Annotated in this window: 6 protein-coding genes; 2 read left to right on the forward strand and 4 right to left on the reverse strand. The window is 39.6% G+C overall.

Annotated elements, in window-relative coordinates; genetic code table 11:
* Positions 1-93 precede the first annotated feature (93 nt).
* Positions 94-9,441, forward strand: a complete 9,348-nt coding sequence (locus CSEC_RS08585) for a DUF3638 domain-containing protein (protein WP_041018036.1) — start codon at positions 94-96, stop codon at positions 9,439-9,441.
* A 57-nt stretch (positions 9,442-9,498) separates the two neighbouring features.
* On the opposite strand, the gene CSEC_RS08590 is transcribed toward CSEC_RS08585, so the two are convergent.
* Positions 9,499-11,652, reverse strand: a complete 2,154-nt coding sequence (locus CSEC_RS08590; RefSeq protein ID WP_041018037.1) for a YjbH domain-containing protein — start codon at positions 11,650-11,652, stop codon at positions 9,499-9,501.
* 145 nt (positions 11,653-11,797) lie between these two features.
* Positions 11,798-13,180 (reverse strand): Na(+)-translocating NADH-quinone reductase subunit A, encoded by a 1,383-nt coding sequence (locus tag CSEC_RS08595; protein ID WP_041018038.1) that lies wholly within the window; start codon positions 13,178-13,180, stop codon positions 11,798-11,800.
* Between the two features lie 175 nt (positions 13,181-13,355).
* Here CSEC_RS08595 and CSEC_RS08600 point away from each other — a divergent pair, with 175 nt between their 5' ends.
* Positions 13,356-14,180, forward strand: coding sequence for a 50S ribosomal protein L11 methyltransferase (locus CSEC_RS08600; RefSeq protein WP_053331935.1), 825 nt, complete (start codon positions 13,356-13,358; stop codon positions 14,178-14,180).
* A 5-nt stretch (positions 14,181-14,185) separates the two neighbouring features.
* On the opposite strand, the gene CSEC_RS12780 is transcribed toward CSEC_RS08600, so the two are convergent.
* Both CSEC_RS12780 and groL read right to left on the reverse strand, forming a co-directional pair.
* Positions 14,186-14,479 (reverse strand): FmdB family zinc ribbon protein, encoded by a 294-nt coding sequence (locus CSEC_RS12780; protein ID WP_053331936.1) that lies wholly within the window; start codon positions 14,477-14,479, stop codon positions 14,186-14,188.
* Between the two features lie 87 nt (positions 14,480-14,566).
* Positions 14,567-16,285 (reverse strand): chaperonin GroEL, encoded by a 1,719-nt coding sequence (gene groL / locus CSEC_RS08610; protein WP_041018039.1) that lies wholly within the window; start codon positions 16,283-16,285, stop codon positions 14,567-14,569.
* Between the last annotated feature and the right edge of the window lie 9 nt (positions 16,286-16,294).

A 16,294-nucleotide genomic window follows, 5' to 3' on the forward strand; every position in this document is an offset into this window, starting at 1 on the left:
TATAATTTCTTAATAAAAAGGGATTATTATTTGATTTTTTTTATATTCATATAGTTTACTATTAATCCATTTTTTTCTAACTTTAGGAATTTTATGCAGTTCGATGGCTTCATTTCTTCAAACAATTTCCCAACACCCCTTTCAATGGAGCCCGCTAAGAAAAAATTCCTCTTAAGTAATGATCCAACTCCTAGAGTCCAAGATTCCGAAATAGAATCGCTTTCCGAAATAAAATATACTCCCGGCGAAAGCTTTGCAACTTATGATAAGAAATTATTTGCCTTAGAATCGGCGGATTTTCTAATTCGCGACTTGGAGATGGGTTTTTGTCCAACCCCTTCTGAGCAGATTAGCCGATTTACTAGCTGTTTAAAGGCTGCCTTAAAAAATTTGGGGGATCAAGAAAGCGACGAAGCTTACGATTTCTCAAATATTGAACAATTTCAGCGCTATGTGGATCTGATTTCCGATCTAAAGAGGGATGTACACAATAATACAAAACTAAAAAACTTAACTAAACAAACGATTGCAGACTTAAAAGCTCTAAAACCCGGTCAGTCCCTTTGGCTTCCCGGAGGATTTAAGACTGATAAGATGACCCAAGAAATGATCTATGTCATCGAGAAGCAAAAAAACGGCAAGTTTGCTTTTACTGTGGTTAACACGGGAGAAGGAATAGAAAACCACCCGGGGTTTGTCTTTCATGGCAAAGCAAAATTTCAAACGCATTTAACTAAAGAAAATATTCTCGAAGTAGATATTTGCCAAAATGAATTTATCGAATCACTTTTGGAGATGCAGCTTTCCTTTGATTGGTATTATAAAACCACCCACGCTGACAATATTTATAAAGGCCTCTTTCCCTATTTAAAAGGATCCGAGCCTAGAAAAATCGACCCTAGAAATTTTCCTGAATTTTATCAGGGAAAGCAAAAGTCTGAGACAACTTCTTTAATGAAGGCTCTTTTTACAAGCTTAAGGCAAGACTGCATAAGGAAGGGGACTTCTTTTGAGGAAGGTCTTAAAACCTATAAAAGGATTAAATTTTTCTATACGGCAAATAGTTTAAGAGATGCCTGTTATGACTTTTCAACGAGCCATTTTTGCAAGAGCCAGGCTATTTTTATTAAAGAAATTGCCGAAAAACAGGCAAGATCAGCAAGAAAGCTCTTTAAAGAAGGAGTTCTAACCAAACAGACCCTGCAAAGGACGGAAGCGACTCTAATTCATATTAAAGAGGGTCTTAAAAGCGCAAAAGGGTTAGCAAAAAAATCCTTGGGCAAAAGAGCTGAAAAATATGATTATAGCTACAAAGACTCAAGATCTGCTTCTTCAGCTTTTACATTTAAAGAGCCGGTTCCCCCTTACGATTTTGTGGATCGCCCCCGAAAAGCAAGTTGTCCGTCTTTAAGTGTAAAAAAAATATTGAAAACATCCGAAGTTAATTTAACTTCTTCATCGGATGTAAAAGATTTTCTTTTAAAGCAATACAACACTTTTCAGACAATTTTACTTTCCAACCCGACTCAAGAACAGGTTGAAGTGGTATTGCAAGCTTTGATTGCGACTGTACGCTCCCTTCCAATACCAAGCAAGGCCGATGCTTTTTGGGAAATGCCGGATGAGGAAATAGATGACTGCTTAGAAGCCCTTTACAAAATTTCAAGAATTTTTCTTTCGACTCAGACTACAGATGGTAAAACGTTAACGGCCGAGGCTCAAGTTGAACTTCATGCTCTATTTGCGATTTCTCAAAGATTATGCTTCAAAAAAAATGATTTAAATATAAATCAAGAAAGGGTTCCGGTTGAATCTTTCATTGAGTTTTATCAAAACCCTCAAGTTTTGCTTATAAGTCCAACTGCAAGAGAGCGGATCGAGAAAATTCGATCTTACTGCAATGATCAATATGATTTAACGGCTCCTGTTGATACGACAGTTTTTACTGAAAACTTGAAAAAATCTCTTTTTATACCAAAAGACTATGGAGTTCATGACGTCACTCAAGTGAGTGACTTTGAAAAAGTGGATAACGCCTATAGCCGATTCTTAAGAAAAGCGTTAAGCAACCCTATTGTCATTGCAAACCTAAAGAAAGCCGGGCTTCAAAATGCGTCCTTAGAAGAAAAAATGCACGCGTTATTAAGCGATCGCTTGCAGGACAAACCTCGCCTTCTTCCAAGAAGCTATCATTATTTTAGGCAAATATTTTTCGCTTCTGAATTCTCTAAATCAATTACAACCTCTCCCGACAGAATTGCTGAAGAATTCTTCTATAAAAAAACAGTAACTAAATACCGGGATGAGGTCTATACAAGCTTTACATTAAAAATTGATGCAGGTTTCGTGAGCGGCTATAGCAATCCCGAGTGGACTGGAGATAGAGAGTTAAGAAAAAATATTCAGGATTCCTTCTCCACAAGGGATCAAAATTCTCTTATGTATGACTTTATTAAGGAAGCTGAACGGGAAATGGCCCTTATTTCAGTTTCCGGACCGGATGAAGTGGTTAGAGCTATTGCGCATGCAGAGAATAATCTACCCGGTTTTTTTGAAGATGAGAAAAATAGAGCGCTTTTCGCTTGCCACTTTTTTAGGCCCGGAAGGCTTAATACCACTTTTTTTCATGACCCGAGAGTTGCTAAAAAGGTCATTCATTTTCTTCATCAGAAAATTGATTTCTTTAAAACCAAGAAAAATCTGAAAGCGGCGTTATTCTTTGTTAATCTAGCTGCTACGGTAGCAGAAGAGGTAAAAAACTGCCATTCTAAGCATGGCCCCCGCTTTACAGAAGTAGGGATTGAAAACCTTAACTTTTTAAGAGACTATCGAGAAGAGCTTTTAGAAGAAATTTTACCCCTTGCGGATTCGTTTGTCGAAAAATCCGAAGTTTATATGCAGCTTGCCAATCTCCATGCTCTCTTTTCAACTAAAGATCTTTTAGCTAAGTTAAAATACGGGGGAGAGGAGGCGAATACGCTTGCAATCGACTTGCTGACCTCTTTAATTTTGCCCACCCTCAGCAACAAATACCCCTACCCTGTAGAGTCGAAAAATCTTTTGCTTCTCATGAAAGATTCCCTATTTGACTATCTGAACAAATCCAATTCAAAACGAGATGAGATTTTAAACGCGATCATAGAACGTTTTATAGAGAAAAATGCGAATTGGTCGAAATTAGGCGATGCTGCCATCTATGAAGACCCAAGCCAAGGTCTAAAAATTGACTTTCAAGCAGGGTGCATCTATGAAAATGATGAGCTCTTAACCTATCTTCCAAATAAGATTGCGGATAATAATCTCTTTAAGACCATTTTTAAAGGGATTACTGGCGTTAGCTACAATAAAAATTCAGAGAAGCGCAAGCACTCTAGCTACTCAAAGGAAAGTCCTTATTTTGTAATTCATGAAGGTGAAAAAACTTCAAAGGTTTGGGTAAACAAAAATGATAATGGGATCTTGATTGAAAGAGAGATAGAGGGAGTCACTTATTTATCTATTGAAACCTCAAAGCTTTTACATATTAATGAGACCCTTCCATGCGAGCTTTTAGAACCGGATGATATTATCTGGAGCCACGTAAAACCCCAGCAAAGCACTCGAGGTTTTTTTTCCAAATCCCTGGGTTTTAGGGATAATAAAGAAGGTCACTTTAGGGTTGAGAAAAAGAACGGGGAAGTTTTTTACCTCCATTATGAAGGGTCTTCTGATGTTTTCAATATGACAAAGATCACGAAGGAAGACCTTGAACTTATTGAACCCTCAAAAACTATAGCTCCTGACTTTACAAGATTTGAACCGTTAAAAAACACACGGTTTTACGCGAGTCCAAAAGTAAAAAATCAGCTAGCGCGCTTTGAGTTTTCTAGTTTAAAACTCGGTTTTAATGTTAGGACAGTAGACGGTGTGACAAGGGCTTTTTCTGAAGATATCCCAGGCTTTTTTGTTTCTTCCAATCAAAATTGCAAGCCGTATGAGTTCATGCCTTATGCGCTGGTATTAGAAAATGCAAGTGGTCAGAAAAAGTTTTTGATCCCTGAAAAGAGCAGGGTCTTTAAGGCGCTTGGTTTTGAACAATCCTTTAGCCCTATTCAAATTCACGAGACTGGGACCAATAAATACCTTTGCTATGATGTTGAAGAAACTGCAAAGGGTGATAGATTAAAAGCTGTTTCCGCTCATGAAGGTCTTTACGCCGTTTATCTTATGGTCTTGAATAAAAAATATAGTAAAGCTTCTTATTATCTAAACCAATCCCACAGCCTTTCAAGATATACAGAGAATGAACAAGAGCTTATCAAAAATATTACGATGACGCTTGCAAAAGATGGTCATCCTTCAGCAAAGGCCCTACTTCTTCGTCTTGTTAATATGGGAGAAATCAATAGAAAAAAACACGCTTCTAACGATATTCAAGAACCTAAAAAAGAAGAAGTTCTAGCGCTTTTAACAAGTTATCAAAACTATGTTGCCAACAAAAATAACGAGACTCACTGCTTTTTAACCGTTCAAGAAGAAAAAAACATTCTCAGAACCCTCCTTGCCGAGTTTAAAAAGCAATTACAAAAGCTCGATGATTTTGAGATCCCGGCTTTTATAAAAGATATCTTAAAGAATCAGCAATTAAAGATTTTTCCAACTTTGCAATCTCGTCTTCGTGAACTTGCCGGCAAGGAAAACGAACTTGAAGAAATAGATTTGCAAAATCAGATGCAGTCTCTAGAGCCTAAAAAAGAAGCTCTATTAAGCGATGTTTATAGAGGTGACTTTTTTAGTCTTATAGCAGAGCCTACAAAACCTTTACACCAGTTCAATAAACCTCTATCGCTCTCAAGAGAAGATTTTAGAGTTTGGTTTTCGACTTTCTATGGAATATTAAAGTCGGGATCGACTGAAGATAAAGAGCGTCTTCACAAACTTCTTAAGTTGATGGAAGGCTCAAGCCTCCTTCTAAAAGAAGAGGGTTCAAGCCAAAAAGCCTTTTTTAATTTATTAAAAGCTTTAAGGGATAGTCCGAGCAGCTTTCCTCCCGTAAGTGAACTTCTTGCCTACAAAGAGTTTGTTTATGATCGAAATAAAACTGATTACTGGCAGAAAAAAGATGATTTTGACAAGAAAAAAGAAGCGCTATTTCAAAGGCTTGTTAAATTAACAGATCGGGGCGGCAATAGTATTTTTAATTTTGCTAATTTAGGCGCTCTTTTTAACGCAGTTCTTTTTTCAACAGGAAATGAAGCTGAAGAAATTCTTCATAATGAAATACCAACTCTTCAAGACTTTTTGAAGCTTTCCTTAACTATTAGTCAAGAGCCTTTGCCACCTGCCATTAGGGATTTGGATAAAGGGGCTATAGACCCTTATTTTGAAAAGCTTATAAGAAAGTTTTTCAAAAAGGACTTCCAATGTTCACCGCCGCCCCTTGAATTTGATGAGTTGGAAGAAAATCCTCTTGTCAAAGCGAGAAGCGCTGAAGTTAAAAAGATGATGGAAGCTTACTATGCGACTAAACCAAAAGAAGAGGTTTTTTATAAACTTAGAAATAAAACGTCCTTGGATACTTTGCAAAAGACTCTGGAAGGGACAATCAAAAGCTTTAAGAAAGATCTTAAAAAAAGAGAAGAGAGGCTTTTAAAAGCTCTCAATACCCTTTCTAATGAAGAGGGAGCTTTTAGACACTTAGCCCTACTTGGTAAAGAAATCCCTAAAGTGACCCTTGATGGAGGGGTAAATTTATTCCTTATGGGGAAATTGCCGAAAGACCTGGATCTTGAAATGGGGACTTATTTGGCGTTGAAATCAAGGGTGGCGCAAGGGGCCAATTGTCTTGAGAACCTTGAAAAACTCAAAGATTCCAAAGACATGAATGGCGAAAGAGAACTTGCCATTCATAGACTTGCTGAAGACCTTTCCATTCAAAGGGGGTACTTGGGAGAAGGCTCTACAAAACTGCAAAGGCTCTATCTTGCTTTCGAAGGAAAAAATGGCCTTTTGCTTAGAGCTAAGCAAGTGGCTATTTTAAATGACTTTGCTAATTATAGCGATGAAAAAGCCCTCCAGCTTATAGCTATGCTTGGCACAGGCAGCGGAAAGTCAAAAATTTTGGCACAGCTTATGCAGCTGATAAGAAGAGGTGTCTCTCCCTTAATTGTGAACCTATGGCCGTCTCCTCTTTATATGGTTAATGCGAATGATACCAAAGGCCAGGTCGGTCCAAGCTTTGGACAGGTATCGGATAGTTTTGAATATGGCCGTAATAGCCCTCTAACACTTGACCACATTCGTTTTACTCTTCGAGAGCTTAGACAAGCCGCTCTAGAAACAAGACAAGTCAATGCCCGTCCTGAAAACATTCAATCTGCCGAGCTTAAATTTTTAGAGGCGCTCGAGCTTATAGATAAAAATGAGCTCCAAGAAGAGGAGATCATTCATTGCTTCCAAGAGCTTTTAAAAACTTTCAGGGCATCGGAAACCCATATTGATGAAGGGCACGTCAATTTGTCTCCAAGACATGAGGTTAACTTTACTTTGGGCGATCCGAAACCTGTTAGCGAAAAGCATGTCGAAGCCATTGAGATGATTTATAAAACACTTCTTCGAGAATTTAAGGGAGTGGTTAATCTAACAAATTTCCAATCCCTCCTTGAGAAAGAGACTTTTGATCATGCGCAAAAAGAAAAGCTTGCGATTTCCTTAATGCCTTATATGGTGATTACTGAAGAACAAAAAGATTCGTATATCAAGTATGTGACGGAAAAAGAAAGCGCCATGCCGCCTTGGCTTGCAGCCCATCCTAAAAAGGAAGAAATTGCAGTTCTAAGAGGGGAGCTTACCCTTTTACTAGTTGAAACTCTCTCCAAGTCGACAGCAGTTCACTATGGTTTAAGCAAACTTAACTCTGACATTGAGTATGCGAAGCCTTATGACGCCAATGATTCTTGCGTTGAGCTTTCAGAGTATGATAATGCTCATGAAACCCTTAATAAAACCTATCAGACTTATCTTAACCGCAGGCTGTGTCTTGATCAAGTATGGCGTACCATTGACTCTTGGCAAAAAGCAGGCGTTGATGAAGCCAAGCAAAAGCGAAAAGATCCAAAAGATACAGAAGCCTATAGGGATTTTGAGAAGTACTTCCCTAAAGGAATGCCGGGACTTTTTGTCTTAACAAAGAGCGATGTTGATAAATGGCTGTCAAAAATTAATAAAAATGACGACTTTATTTTTTATTACATTAAAAAGCATGTGGCTCCTTCTATCCAGCAGTATCCGGAAAAATTAAAGAGCGACCCTCAAAACTTAAAAAGCTGCTTTAAAAATATTATAGCGATGAGCGCAACACCCGGCCCTAAAGAAATTTATGGAGCGGATGCCGAGTTTAGAACAGATAAAGGAAGTGATGAGCTTGTTTTAGATACGCTTTCTCAAAAATGCAAAGATAATAAATCGATTCATGAACTTAATGCGAATCAGCCCGGACAAATTCTAGATGAAATCATTAAAGACTTATTGCCTAAAGAGACCCTTATCAGAATGCTTATTGATATCGGCTCCCTTTTCAAGGGGATCAGCAATGAACAGCTAGCCTCTAAGCTTCTCGAGCATTTTAAAAGCACCAATCCTGAGATAAAAGGGGTCGTTTTCTTCAAAGACGACGAGTTAATGTCTCTTGAAATTAACCCTCAAGGCGGAACTAAGCTTATTCCTTTTGAAAGAAGCTTGCTTAAACCGAAAGAGCGCTTTACTTACTGCGACAACAAGCACATGTTTGGGGCGGATATTAGACAGTACCCGCAAGCGATTGGTCTTTGCACCTATGATCGGCATGTGGATCTAGACGATATGCTTCAAGGGGTGGGAAGGCTTCGCGAGCTGACCAAAGGTCAAAGCGTTGAGTGGGCGATTACAAAAGAAGCTAAAAATCTAATCACCAAAGATGAGCTTTCCTTTGTTGATTTAAGGAACCATTCTCTAAAAAACCAAGCTGAGAGGGAATCTGATGACCTTTATAGATCTTTTCGCCAGCAAATGAGAAATGAGATTCGCTTAAAGTTGATGATCAAGCTCATTTATGCCGGATCATTTAGGCAAGTCATCGCTCTCTATAGGGATTTTAGAAAATTTCTTGTTGAGAAAAACCCGACTTCAGCGATTGAACTTTATGGAAGCCCTCAAGAGGAAGTTCGAACTCTTAAGGCCCTAAAACTTGAAAGAAAGCAATTAATTAAACAGGTAGATGAATTCACCTCTCTTTCCGCTCATGAAAAAACAAGCCTTAAAGAAGCTTTAGAGTCCTATAAACAAAAAGCTCTAGATTTAAAGGAAAAGTTTCCGGAAAAAGTGAAAATTTCAAACACGATACTTGGCACTGAATCCGAGATTCAACAGCAAGTCCAGCAAGAAATGAATGTTGAAGAAGATACTCTAGTTTATGATAGAAACGGTCTTTTTAAGAGAAAGCCGGATCTTTGGGGCAACTCTTTCGACCCATTTGCCGGCACCTGGGCAAACCCTTCTTCCATGGTGCTTTACAATATTTCGCGCTTTGTAAAAAGTATCTTTTCATTCCTTAAATCGTTGCCGCTTGCACTACTTGCGCCCATTCGGTTTATTGCAAATAAACTAGGAGCTCCGAGAGGATTAATATCCGGGTTGGCTAAGGGAACCATAATGCTAACGGCAGGGCTTGTTAATTTGGCAGCTCTTCTTGCCATCGGAAGCGTTGTAGCGGCCTTATCACTATCCCTTGCTTTAATTGCATCTATACCGCTTCTTATTGGAAAAGTTACAGGGGTGTTATTTAATAAAAGCTCATCTCCTGTGCCTTTATTTGAAGCAAGCGAGGTAGTAAGAAGCGGCTCTTTTGAGGATGCTTCGAAGTTATCTGCTTTATTAAGGAGCAAATCAGGGTCGATACTAATGACCAATAACTTTCTCAAAAGGCAAGAAAGTTCTGTAGAGTTGCCTAATATGCCGCCTTTTGGAAAAGAGCAAAGAACCTGTCATGAAGTGGTCGTCATTGAAGACACCGATGCCAATGGCCATAAGACCTATTCGATCATTATGGGGGATCAGTCGACGGACGCACGCTTTTTTAGACAAGCGCTTTATTTGGATTCTCTCTTATCTCAAGATGCTTCGAAAAGGACTAGAAAGGTCTGTCTTTATGACCTTAACCTCGGGATTGTTGCAGATGGCAAGAACTGTTTTAATGAAGATGAGTTAAATAAAAACGAGGCCTTCCTGGAGCTGATTGTTAAAGTGAAAATCTTTAACGGCGATTTAAATTACACTCATGAAGAAGAAAAAATATTAGATAAGCTGCTTTCTAATGATGAGGAAAAAGAAAAAGCGGCTGCTTTGATAAGAAAAGCGCTCACATGGAAAAGCGAGAGGAAAAAGCTCTTTAATCAGAGTTTAATCCATCACATGGTCACTGTTTAAAAAGTCCTTATTTAAGTTTGAATCATCGGATTTAAATCCGATGATTCAAACGCTTATTTAATACTCTCGTAAGTCATTAATGAGGTCATATAGGTTTCCGCCTGTGTTTGCAAATTGACCGACATCCCTTAACCAGGCTGACATTCCATAGTAAAAGCGTTTTCTTGAAGATTGCGTGTAGAAGATGTCTAAAGGCATGGAAATCATCGCCCCTTTATCATAATAGGTGGACCCATTAATCTCATCATGGCCATTTGTTCTTGTATACCAAAAAGTTACTCTTAAACCGCTTTCAAAATAGCGCGACACTTCATAGCGAACCCCAAAATCCCTTGCCAGAAACTGTCCGACTTTAATCCTAAATTCAAGATCCGGGCCTTTCCAATCATAATATAGATTGAAAAAAGCTTGATTTCCTATAAAGTTGACGTAGGTCGGAGTAAAACCTCTTAAGCGCCTTATTTTTTTTTCAAATCCAAACCCTGTCGTAGTTCTTTTTTTGACTACCGCTCCCTCAATCCCTAAGGCAAAACAGCTGTTCACCGGATAATAGAGAATTTCACCTGCCACCCCTCCATACATTCTTTCAAGCCAACCCCAAGATAATTTTGAAAAGAAAGCGTTTCCCAAATTCCAGATTTTACGAAAATAGAGTTCCTGAAAAGTTAAACCTCTTTGCTTATAGTAGTTGATGATGTCGCTTCGAACGTTTAATAGCTGAGAGGGGTTTAAACGATCGACATCTTTTAAATTATCGATGTCAGAAACGAAAAGAAAGCCGACCCGGGCTGTATAGTAAATAGCGTTGGAAAGATAGCCCTCTATTCCGGGGGCTGCTCCAAAGGCATATTTAAATTTTCCTTTAGCGCTTCCAAAAAAGGAGTGAAAATCCGGCAGCACAAAAAAAGAAATGGCGGGCCTATTCGCCTTAAATATTACAGTTTCAGCATAAGGAGGAAGGGCTTTATAATCCAAAAGGGGGGAATGAATTTTAAGCTCGTAAAACCCCATGCCGCCTAACTGAAAAGCTTTAAGCCAAGCTGAAAGAAAGTGGTATTCCTGAGCTTCAAAACCATCGCCTTCTATAACCACTGTAATGGCTTGGATGCCATCCGGCACTAAGCTTGCCATAATATAGGAAATGCGCCTTCTTACTTCCTCTTCCTCGCTATAAGCTAAATTTTCCGCATGAATTCGAAGAGTGGCAAGGCCAAGCGGCTCTTGTGTAAGAGAAACTTTTAAAAGCATAAACCCTTGAGACTTTAATACATATGCAAGCTCTTGGCTAAAAGCTTCCTCCGGTCTTAATTGCGAGATGGGTTCATGAACAACAGGCGCTCTATAAGGAAGAGGGTCTTCCACTTTCGGCACAAAGCCTTTCGTCATTCCGAAATTATAAAAAGTGGATAAGCTAAAAGCAAAAGCGCAGCCGCGAATGTAGCTTGCTGAAAGGTCAAAAGTATCAAAAACGCGCCATTTAAGCCCTAAATTGATCGCGCTTTTTTTCTCTCTGCCATCGGGGTGAGGCTCTATATTTTTGTCTTTATAGGGTGTGGCGTCATACTCGGCTACAAGAAAGAGCGGATAAATCCAGGATTCCTCATAATTTTTAAAGGGCATCCAGGAAAAACCGCCAAAAAAACCTCTTATTCTTTTTCCGCCATACCCGAGCGTCAATTCCATCGCTTCTTTGGCAAATACTTTTGTTAAAGCGACATAGCTTGCTTCAAAGCTTTTAGTGCCAAGAAAGTCTTCAAGCCCGACGGCGATTCCGGGAAGGACATAATCAGAGTCTTCAGGATGCAAAATGGCAAGTTTAATATTTGCCCCTTTGTCTGACATATCCCCAAAGCCAAAGGGGGTTAGGACGGGGTCATCGACGCCTTTAAAAACGCGGTAGTTTAAAGAAACTTCAAGCCAGTAATTTAATTCGCAGCGAGCGCTATAGATATGATAGGGAGAAACGTAAGCAAACCCTGCGCCAAGCTCCCCTTCATTCCCTATACGAGCGGAAGGCATATTGATATAGCCTCCCATCAGAAGATGGTTATAGTGCAAAGGGACTCGGTAGCATAATCTCTTATTAATGCTCTCAACTATAGTTAAGTCATCAAATAAGTTTCGTCTTTCCAAATCAGCTCTACAGAAAGAGAAAGTAGAGACTAAAATTAAAAAGCAGAAAATGAATTTTATGCTTCGGTTATCTGTCATGTGTCTTTAAGAAAAAGAAGTCTAATGAAGAATGCCTTTTAAAAGGGGACAGAATAAGGGTTTGCAAAATTTAAGCGAAAAGCTTTTTGACAAAGGCTCTCAATTTGTAAAAATCGAGAGCTTATTTTTACAAGCGTTCTAAAGTTTATGACATTTCCTTGGAATATTTTCTCAAACCATCTTTAATGATTTCAACCATTTCGATTTTGGATGGGCAAACAAAGGTTGTAAGCGCGAAATCTTCAGGGGCGACTTCCAGGAGGCCTAGTTCTTCCGCAAGATCAAAATCTTCTGCCATGACGGCTTTGACAAGCTGCATGGTTGGAATTCTAAGGGGTTGAACTTTTTGATAAAGGGTTGAGTCAATAAAGGCCCTATGTTCCCCGTGCATGTTTGTCGTAAAGTCAAATTCTGTTTTTTCAGGGTTCATATGCCCGGAAGCATAGGCTCGGCTAAAGGAGTATTTATCTAGCCCAAGTCTAAAAAAGTGTAAAAACTCACGTTGTCTATTTTCGGGGATGGCGGAAAAAGCATAGTCTAAAATGCCTAAAAAACCATCCGGCTCCACTTTATGACCCATTAAAGGATCTCCTGAAATAAGTCGCATCGGCTGCTTAATGAGCCTGCCTGCAATAAGAGCAGATACAGGAATGCCTTCTCTAACTCTAAAGTAACCCCTTTTACCTTCTAAAATACCGGGGCCGCCGATTCCAATGACTCGATCAATTGGATATTTCCCTTTTCCAACAAGAGAACCCACTGTAATGACATCCCGCACATTTAAAGTCCAAACCACATCTTCAGCAGACCTAATAGGGGAAATATTTTGAATATGAAGCGAGGGATTGGAAATGGGATGGGGGCCTTCCGCTGTGTGGTACGTAATGCCTTCTTGACCGATCAAAAGAGGGTGGACGGCATTCATAGCCCTGACAAGGTGAACCTTGCCGTCTGTTAATTTTTTTAAAACTTCCAAACCTAGTTTAAATTCGGATTCATAGCCCTCAAGTTGATATTCTGCAGGGGGTACAAAGGGAGCTGATTCCAAGGCTTTAATAAAAATGGCAGAAGGTTTTTTTTCTTTAGAGGGGAGAAGACAAAAAGGCCTTTCCTGAATAAAAAACATAGCGCCGCCTTCATAAAGGCGGTCTAAAAGCTCTTCTTTTGTTGCATGGTTTGGATTTAAAGGAGGGTGTTCGAAAATATCTTCGTGCTGTTTAACTTCAATTACCATGGTTAAGAGGCGTCTTTTAAGACCTCTATGAAGAGCCTTGATCACACCGCTTGCCGGGGATACAAACTTTCGGTAATCATTTTTCTTGTCGAAAGCTACAGGTTCGCCAATGCTGACTGTGTCCCCTATTTTTTTTAAGAGAACAAACTGGGTGTCAAAGGGAGAGAAATCAAGGGCAATATGGTTGAAATGCTCAATTGTTGAAGATTGTCCGGAAGGTTGAAGTTTTTGTATGGAGCCTTCTGGTTTTCCAATAATTGGGATATCAAGACCTTTTTTTATTTTGATATGCATTGACTCTTCCCTTTGATTAAATAAATCTATAAAAACCTTATCTAGAAAGGAATTTTTTAGCAAATAAGAGAAGCTTTAAGGCCACCTTTTTTGATTTCGTGATGGCTTCCTTAACTCTGACTTGCTAAAATTACGGGATTAAATTTTCTTAACTTATTAAAAAGAGAAGTTGATTTTGTTGCATTATAAACTAATTATCCCAATTGAAAACGAGAACGTTATTATTTCTTATTTAGAATCAAAAAATTTGCCTGTTTTTGCAGTTGTTGAAACAGAAGGTGAAGTTGAAATATTTACCGCTTTTGAAAGAAATGAAGAGGTTGAATTAAACGAGCTTAAAGAGAAATTTAATCCTTTTAAAGCAGAAGCTTTGGGAACCGGGGTTGTGGATTGGGAATCGGAGTGGCAAGCCCATTCTAAATATTATCAAGACGGCTTTTTAAAAATTCAACCCATTGATTTTGGAAAAAGCGGCCGCGAAATTAGTATGCTTCCCGGGCCCGGATTTGGGGACCTTTCCCATATGACGACAGAGCTTACCTTAAAACTTATGTCTAAGCTTCCTTTAAAAGAAGCTTTTTGCATAGATATAGGATCGGGAAGCGGCATTTTGTCAATTGCTGCAGCTTCCTGGGGTGCGAAAAAAGTAATCGCTCTTGATATTGACCCTGAAGCTGTTTCTCACACTAAGGAAAATGCCAAGTTAAACCACTTTGACTCAATCATAGAAGCTCATTTAACCCCTTTTGAGGGGCTTCTAGATAGTCTTCTTAATCAGAAAACACTTTTTGTGTTTATGAACATGATTGAAAGCGAGCAAAAGACAGCTTTCCATCAAACGCAAATAGAAAAGCTTAAGGGGGTGGAGATATATCTTGTGACGTCAGGTATCCTTGAAAAAGATAAGACGAAATATATTCAAAAGCAAATAAAAGCCGGCTTTAGGCTGCAAGAAAGCCTTGAAAAAGAGGGATGGGTGGCTTGCGTTTTTAAGAATTAAAAACTTTAAGAACACTCTTTTTTATTTTTTCCGCATGGGCAGCATCCTTTAGGGGAATCATTTTTACTTTGCGGCTCTTTTTTAGGTGAGGAATCTTTGCTGTCGCTTTTAGGCGGGGACTTATAGTCAGTGATATAAAAGCCGCTTCCTTTAAACGAAAGGCCGATCCCGCCGCCCGGTCCTCGTCTTAAAGCCTCTTTATGGCATTTTGGACAAGTGGTAAGAGGATCTGAGGTTATCTTCTGGAAGGCTTCCAGTCTGTGTCCGCAATTTTCGCAAGTGTAGTCATAAGTCGGCATTTTAACACCTAGGATTTAGTAGTTAAATAAAAGAAGACCCTTTTTTAGAGGGCCTTCTTGTAAGAAGAAAGTGATAAGGGATTGATTTTACATCATGTCATCCATTCCCATTCCCATGCCGCCCATGCCCATGCCACCCATGCCCATGCCGCCCATTCCTCCCATACCACCCATGCCGCCCATGCCGCCCATACCACCCATTCCGGCCATGCTTGGAGATTTGGATTTAGGTTTTGGTTTTTCAGTGATGATGCAAGCGGTTGTTAGTAATAGCCCTGAAATCGAAGCTGCATTTCTAATAGCGCTTTTTGTGACAAGTACCGGATCAATGACCCCGGCTTTAAGAAGATCTGTAAATTCATCCGTCAAGCCGTTATAGCCAAAGTTCCCTTTGCCTTCGTAGATTTTTTCTGCGATTAGGTTTCCTTCTTTTCCGCAGTTGGAAGCAATCGCGCTAGCCGGAGCAAAGCAGGCTTTTTTAACGATCGCATTCCCGATCGCTTCATCGCCTGTAAGATTAAGGTCTTCAAGAGATTTTACAGCTCTTAAAAGAGCTACTCCACCGCCAGGAACCACCCCTTCTGCGACGGCGGCTCTTGTAGCATGAAGCGCATCTTCAACCCGAGCTTTTTTCTCTTTAAGCTCAGTCTCTGTTGCGGCTCCAACGTAAACTACTGCGACACCGCCTGCAAGTTTCGCAAGGCGAGTTTCAAGTTGTTCTCTTTCATAATCGGATGTCGTATTGGAGATAAGTGATTTAATTTCACGGATGCGATTTTGAACCGCTTTCTCTTCACCCATGCCATCAATGATGGTGGTTTCTTCTTTAGTGACTTTAATAGTCTTCGCTTTTCCAAGGGAGTTTAAATCGGTCTCATCAAGCTTCATGCCAAGCTCTTCTGTGATCACAGTCGCGCCTGTCAAGATGGCAATGTCTTGAAGCATGGCTTTACGCTTGTCTCCAAAACCCGGCGCTTTAACAGCTGCAAGCTGCATGCCGCCTTTTAGCTTGTTGACAACTAAAGTAGCCAAGGCTTCCCCATCCACATCTTCTGCAATAATTAAAAGCTTTCCGCCTTTTTCCCCGATTTGTTCAAGAATTGGGATTAAATCTTTTGCTGTTGAAATTTTTTTGTCTGTTAAGAGGATAAAAGCATTTTCCATCTCAACACTCATGTTCTCGGGATTGGTGATGAAATAAGGAGAAAGATAGCCCTTATCAAACTGCAAGCCTTCTACTACATCAAGTGTTGTATCAATGCCTTTTGCTTCTGAAACGGTGATAATCCCGTCTTTTCCAACTTTTTCCATAGCTTCAGAAATTAAAGAACCGATTTCGAGGTCGTTATTTGCAGAAATCGTTGCGATTTGCTTTATTTCTTCTGACGAATGGACAGGTTTTGCAAGCTTTGAGAGGGCATCGCAAAGAGTATCAACCGCTTTATCGATGCCTCTTTTAACTAAAATGGGGTTTGCGCCTGTGGCAACGTTTTTAGCTCCTGCTTGAAAAAGGGCTTCAGCTAAAACAATGGCTGTGGTTGTGCCATCGCCTGCCACCTCAGAGGTCTTAGAAGCGATCTCTTTTACAAGCTGCGCTCCCATATTTTCAAATTTATCTTTTAAGGCAATCTCTTTTGCCACGGTTACACCGTCTTTTGTCGAGGTTGGTGTGCCAAAACCCTTTTTAATAACGACGTTTCGACCCTTTGGGCCAAGTGTGACTTTTACAGCTTTAGCTAAAGTTTTAAGTCCTTTAGCAATTGATTTTAAAGCCTCATCACGAAATTGTAGCATTTTTGCGGCCATGCGGAAAAC

The organism is Criblamydia sequanensis CRIB-18, assembly GCF_000750955.1.
Lineage (GTDB): Bacteria > Chlamydiota > Chlamydiia > Chlamydiales > Criblamydiaceae > Criblamydia > Criblamydia sequanensis.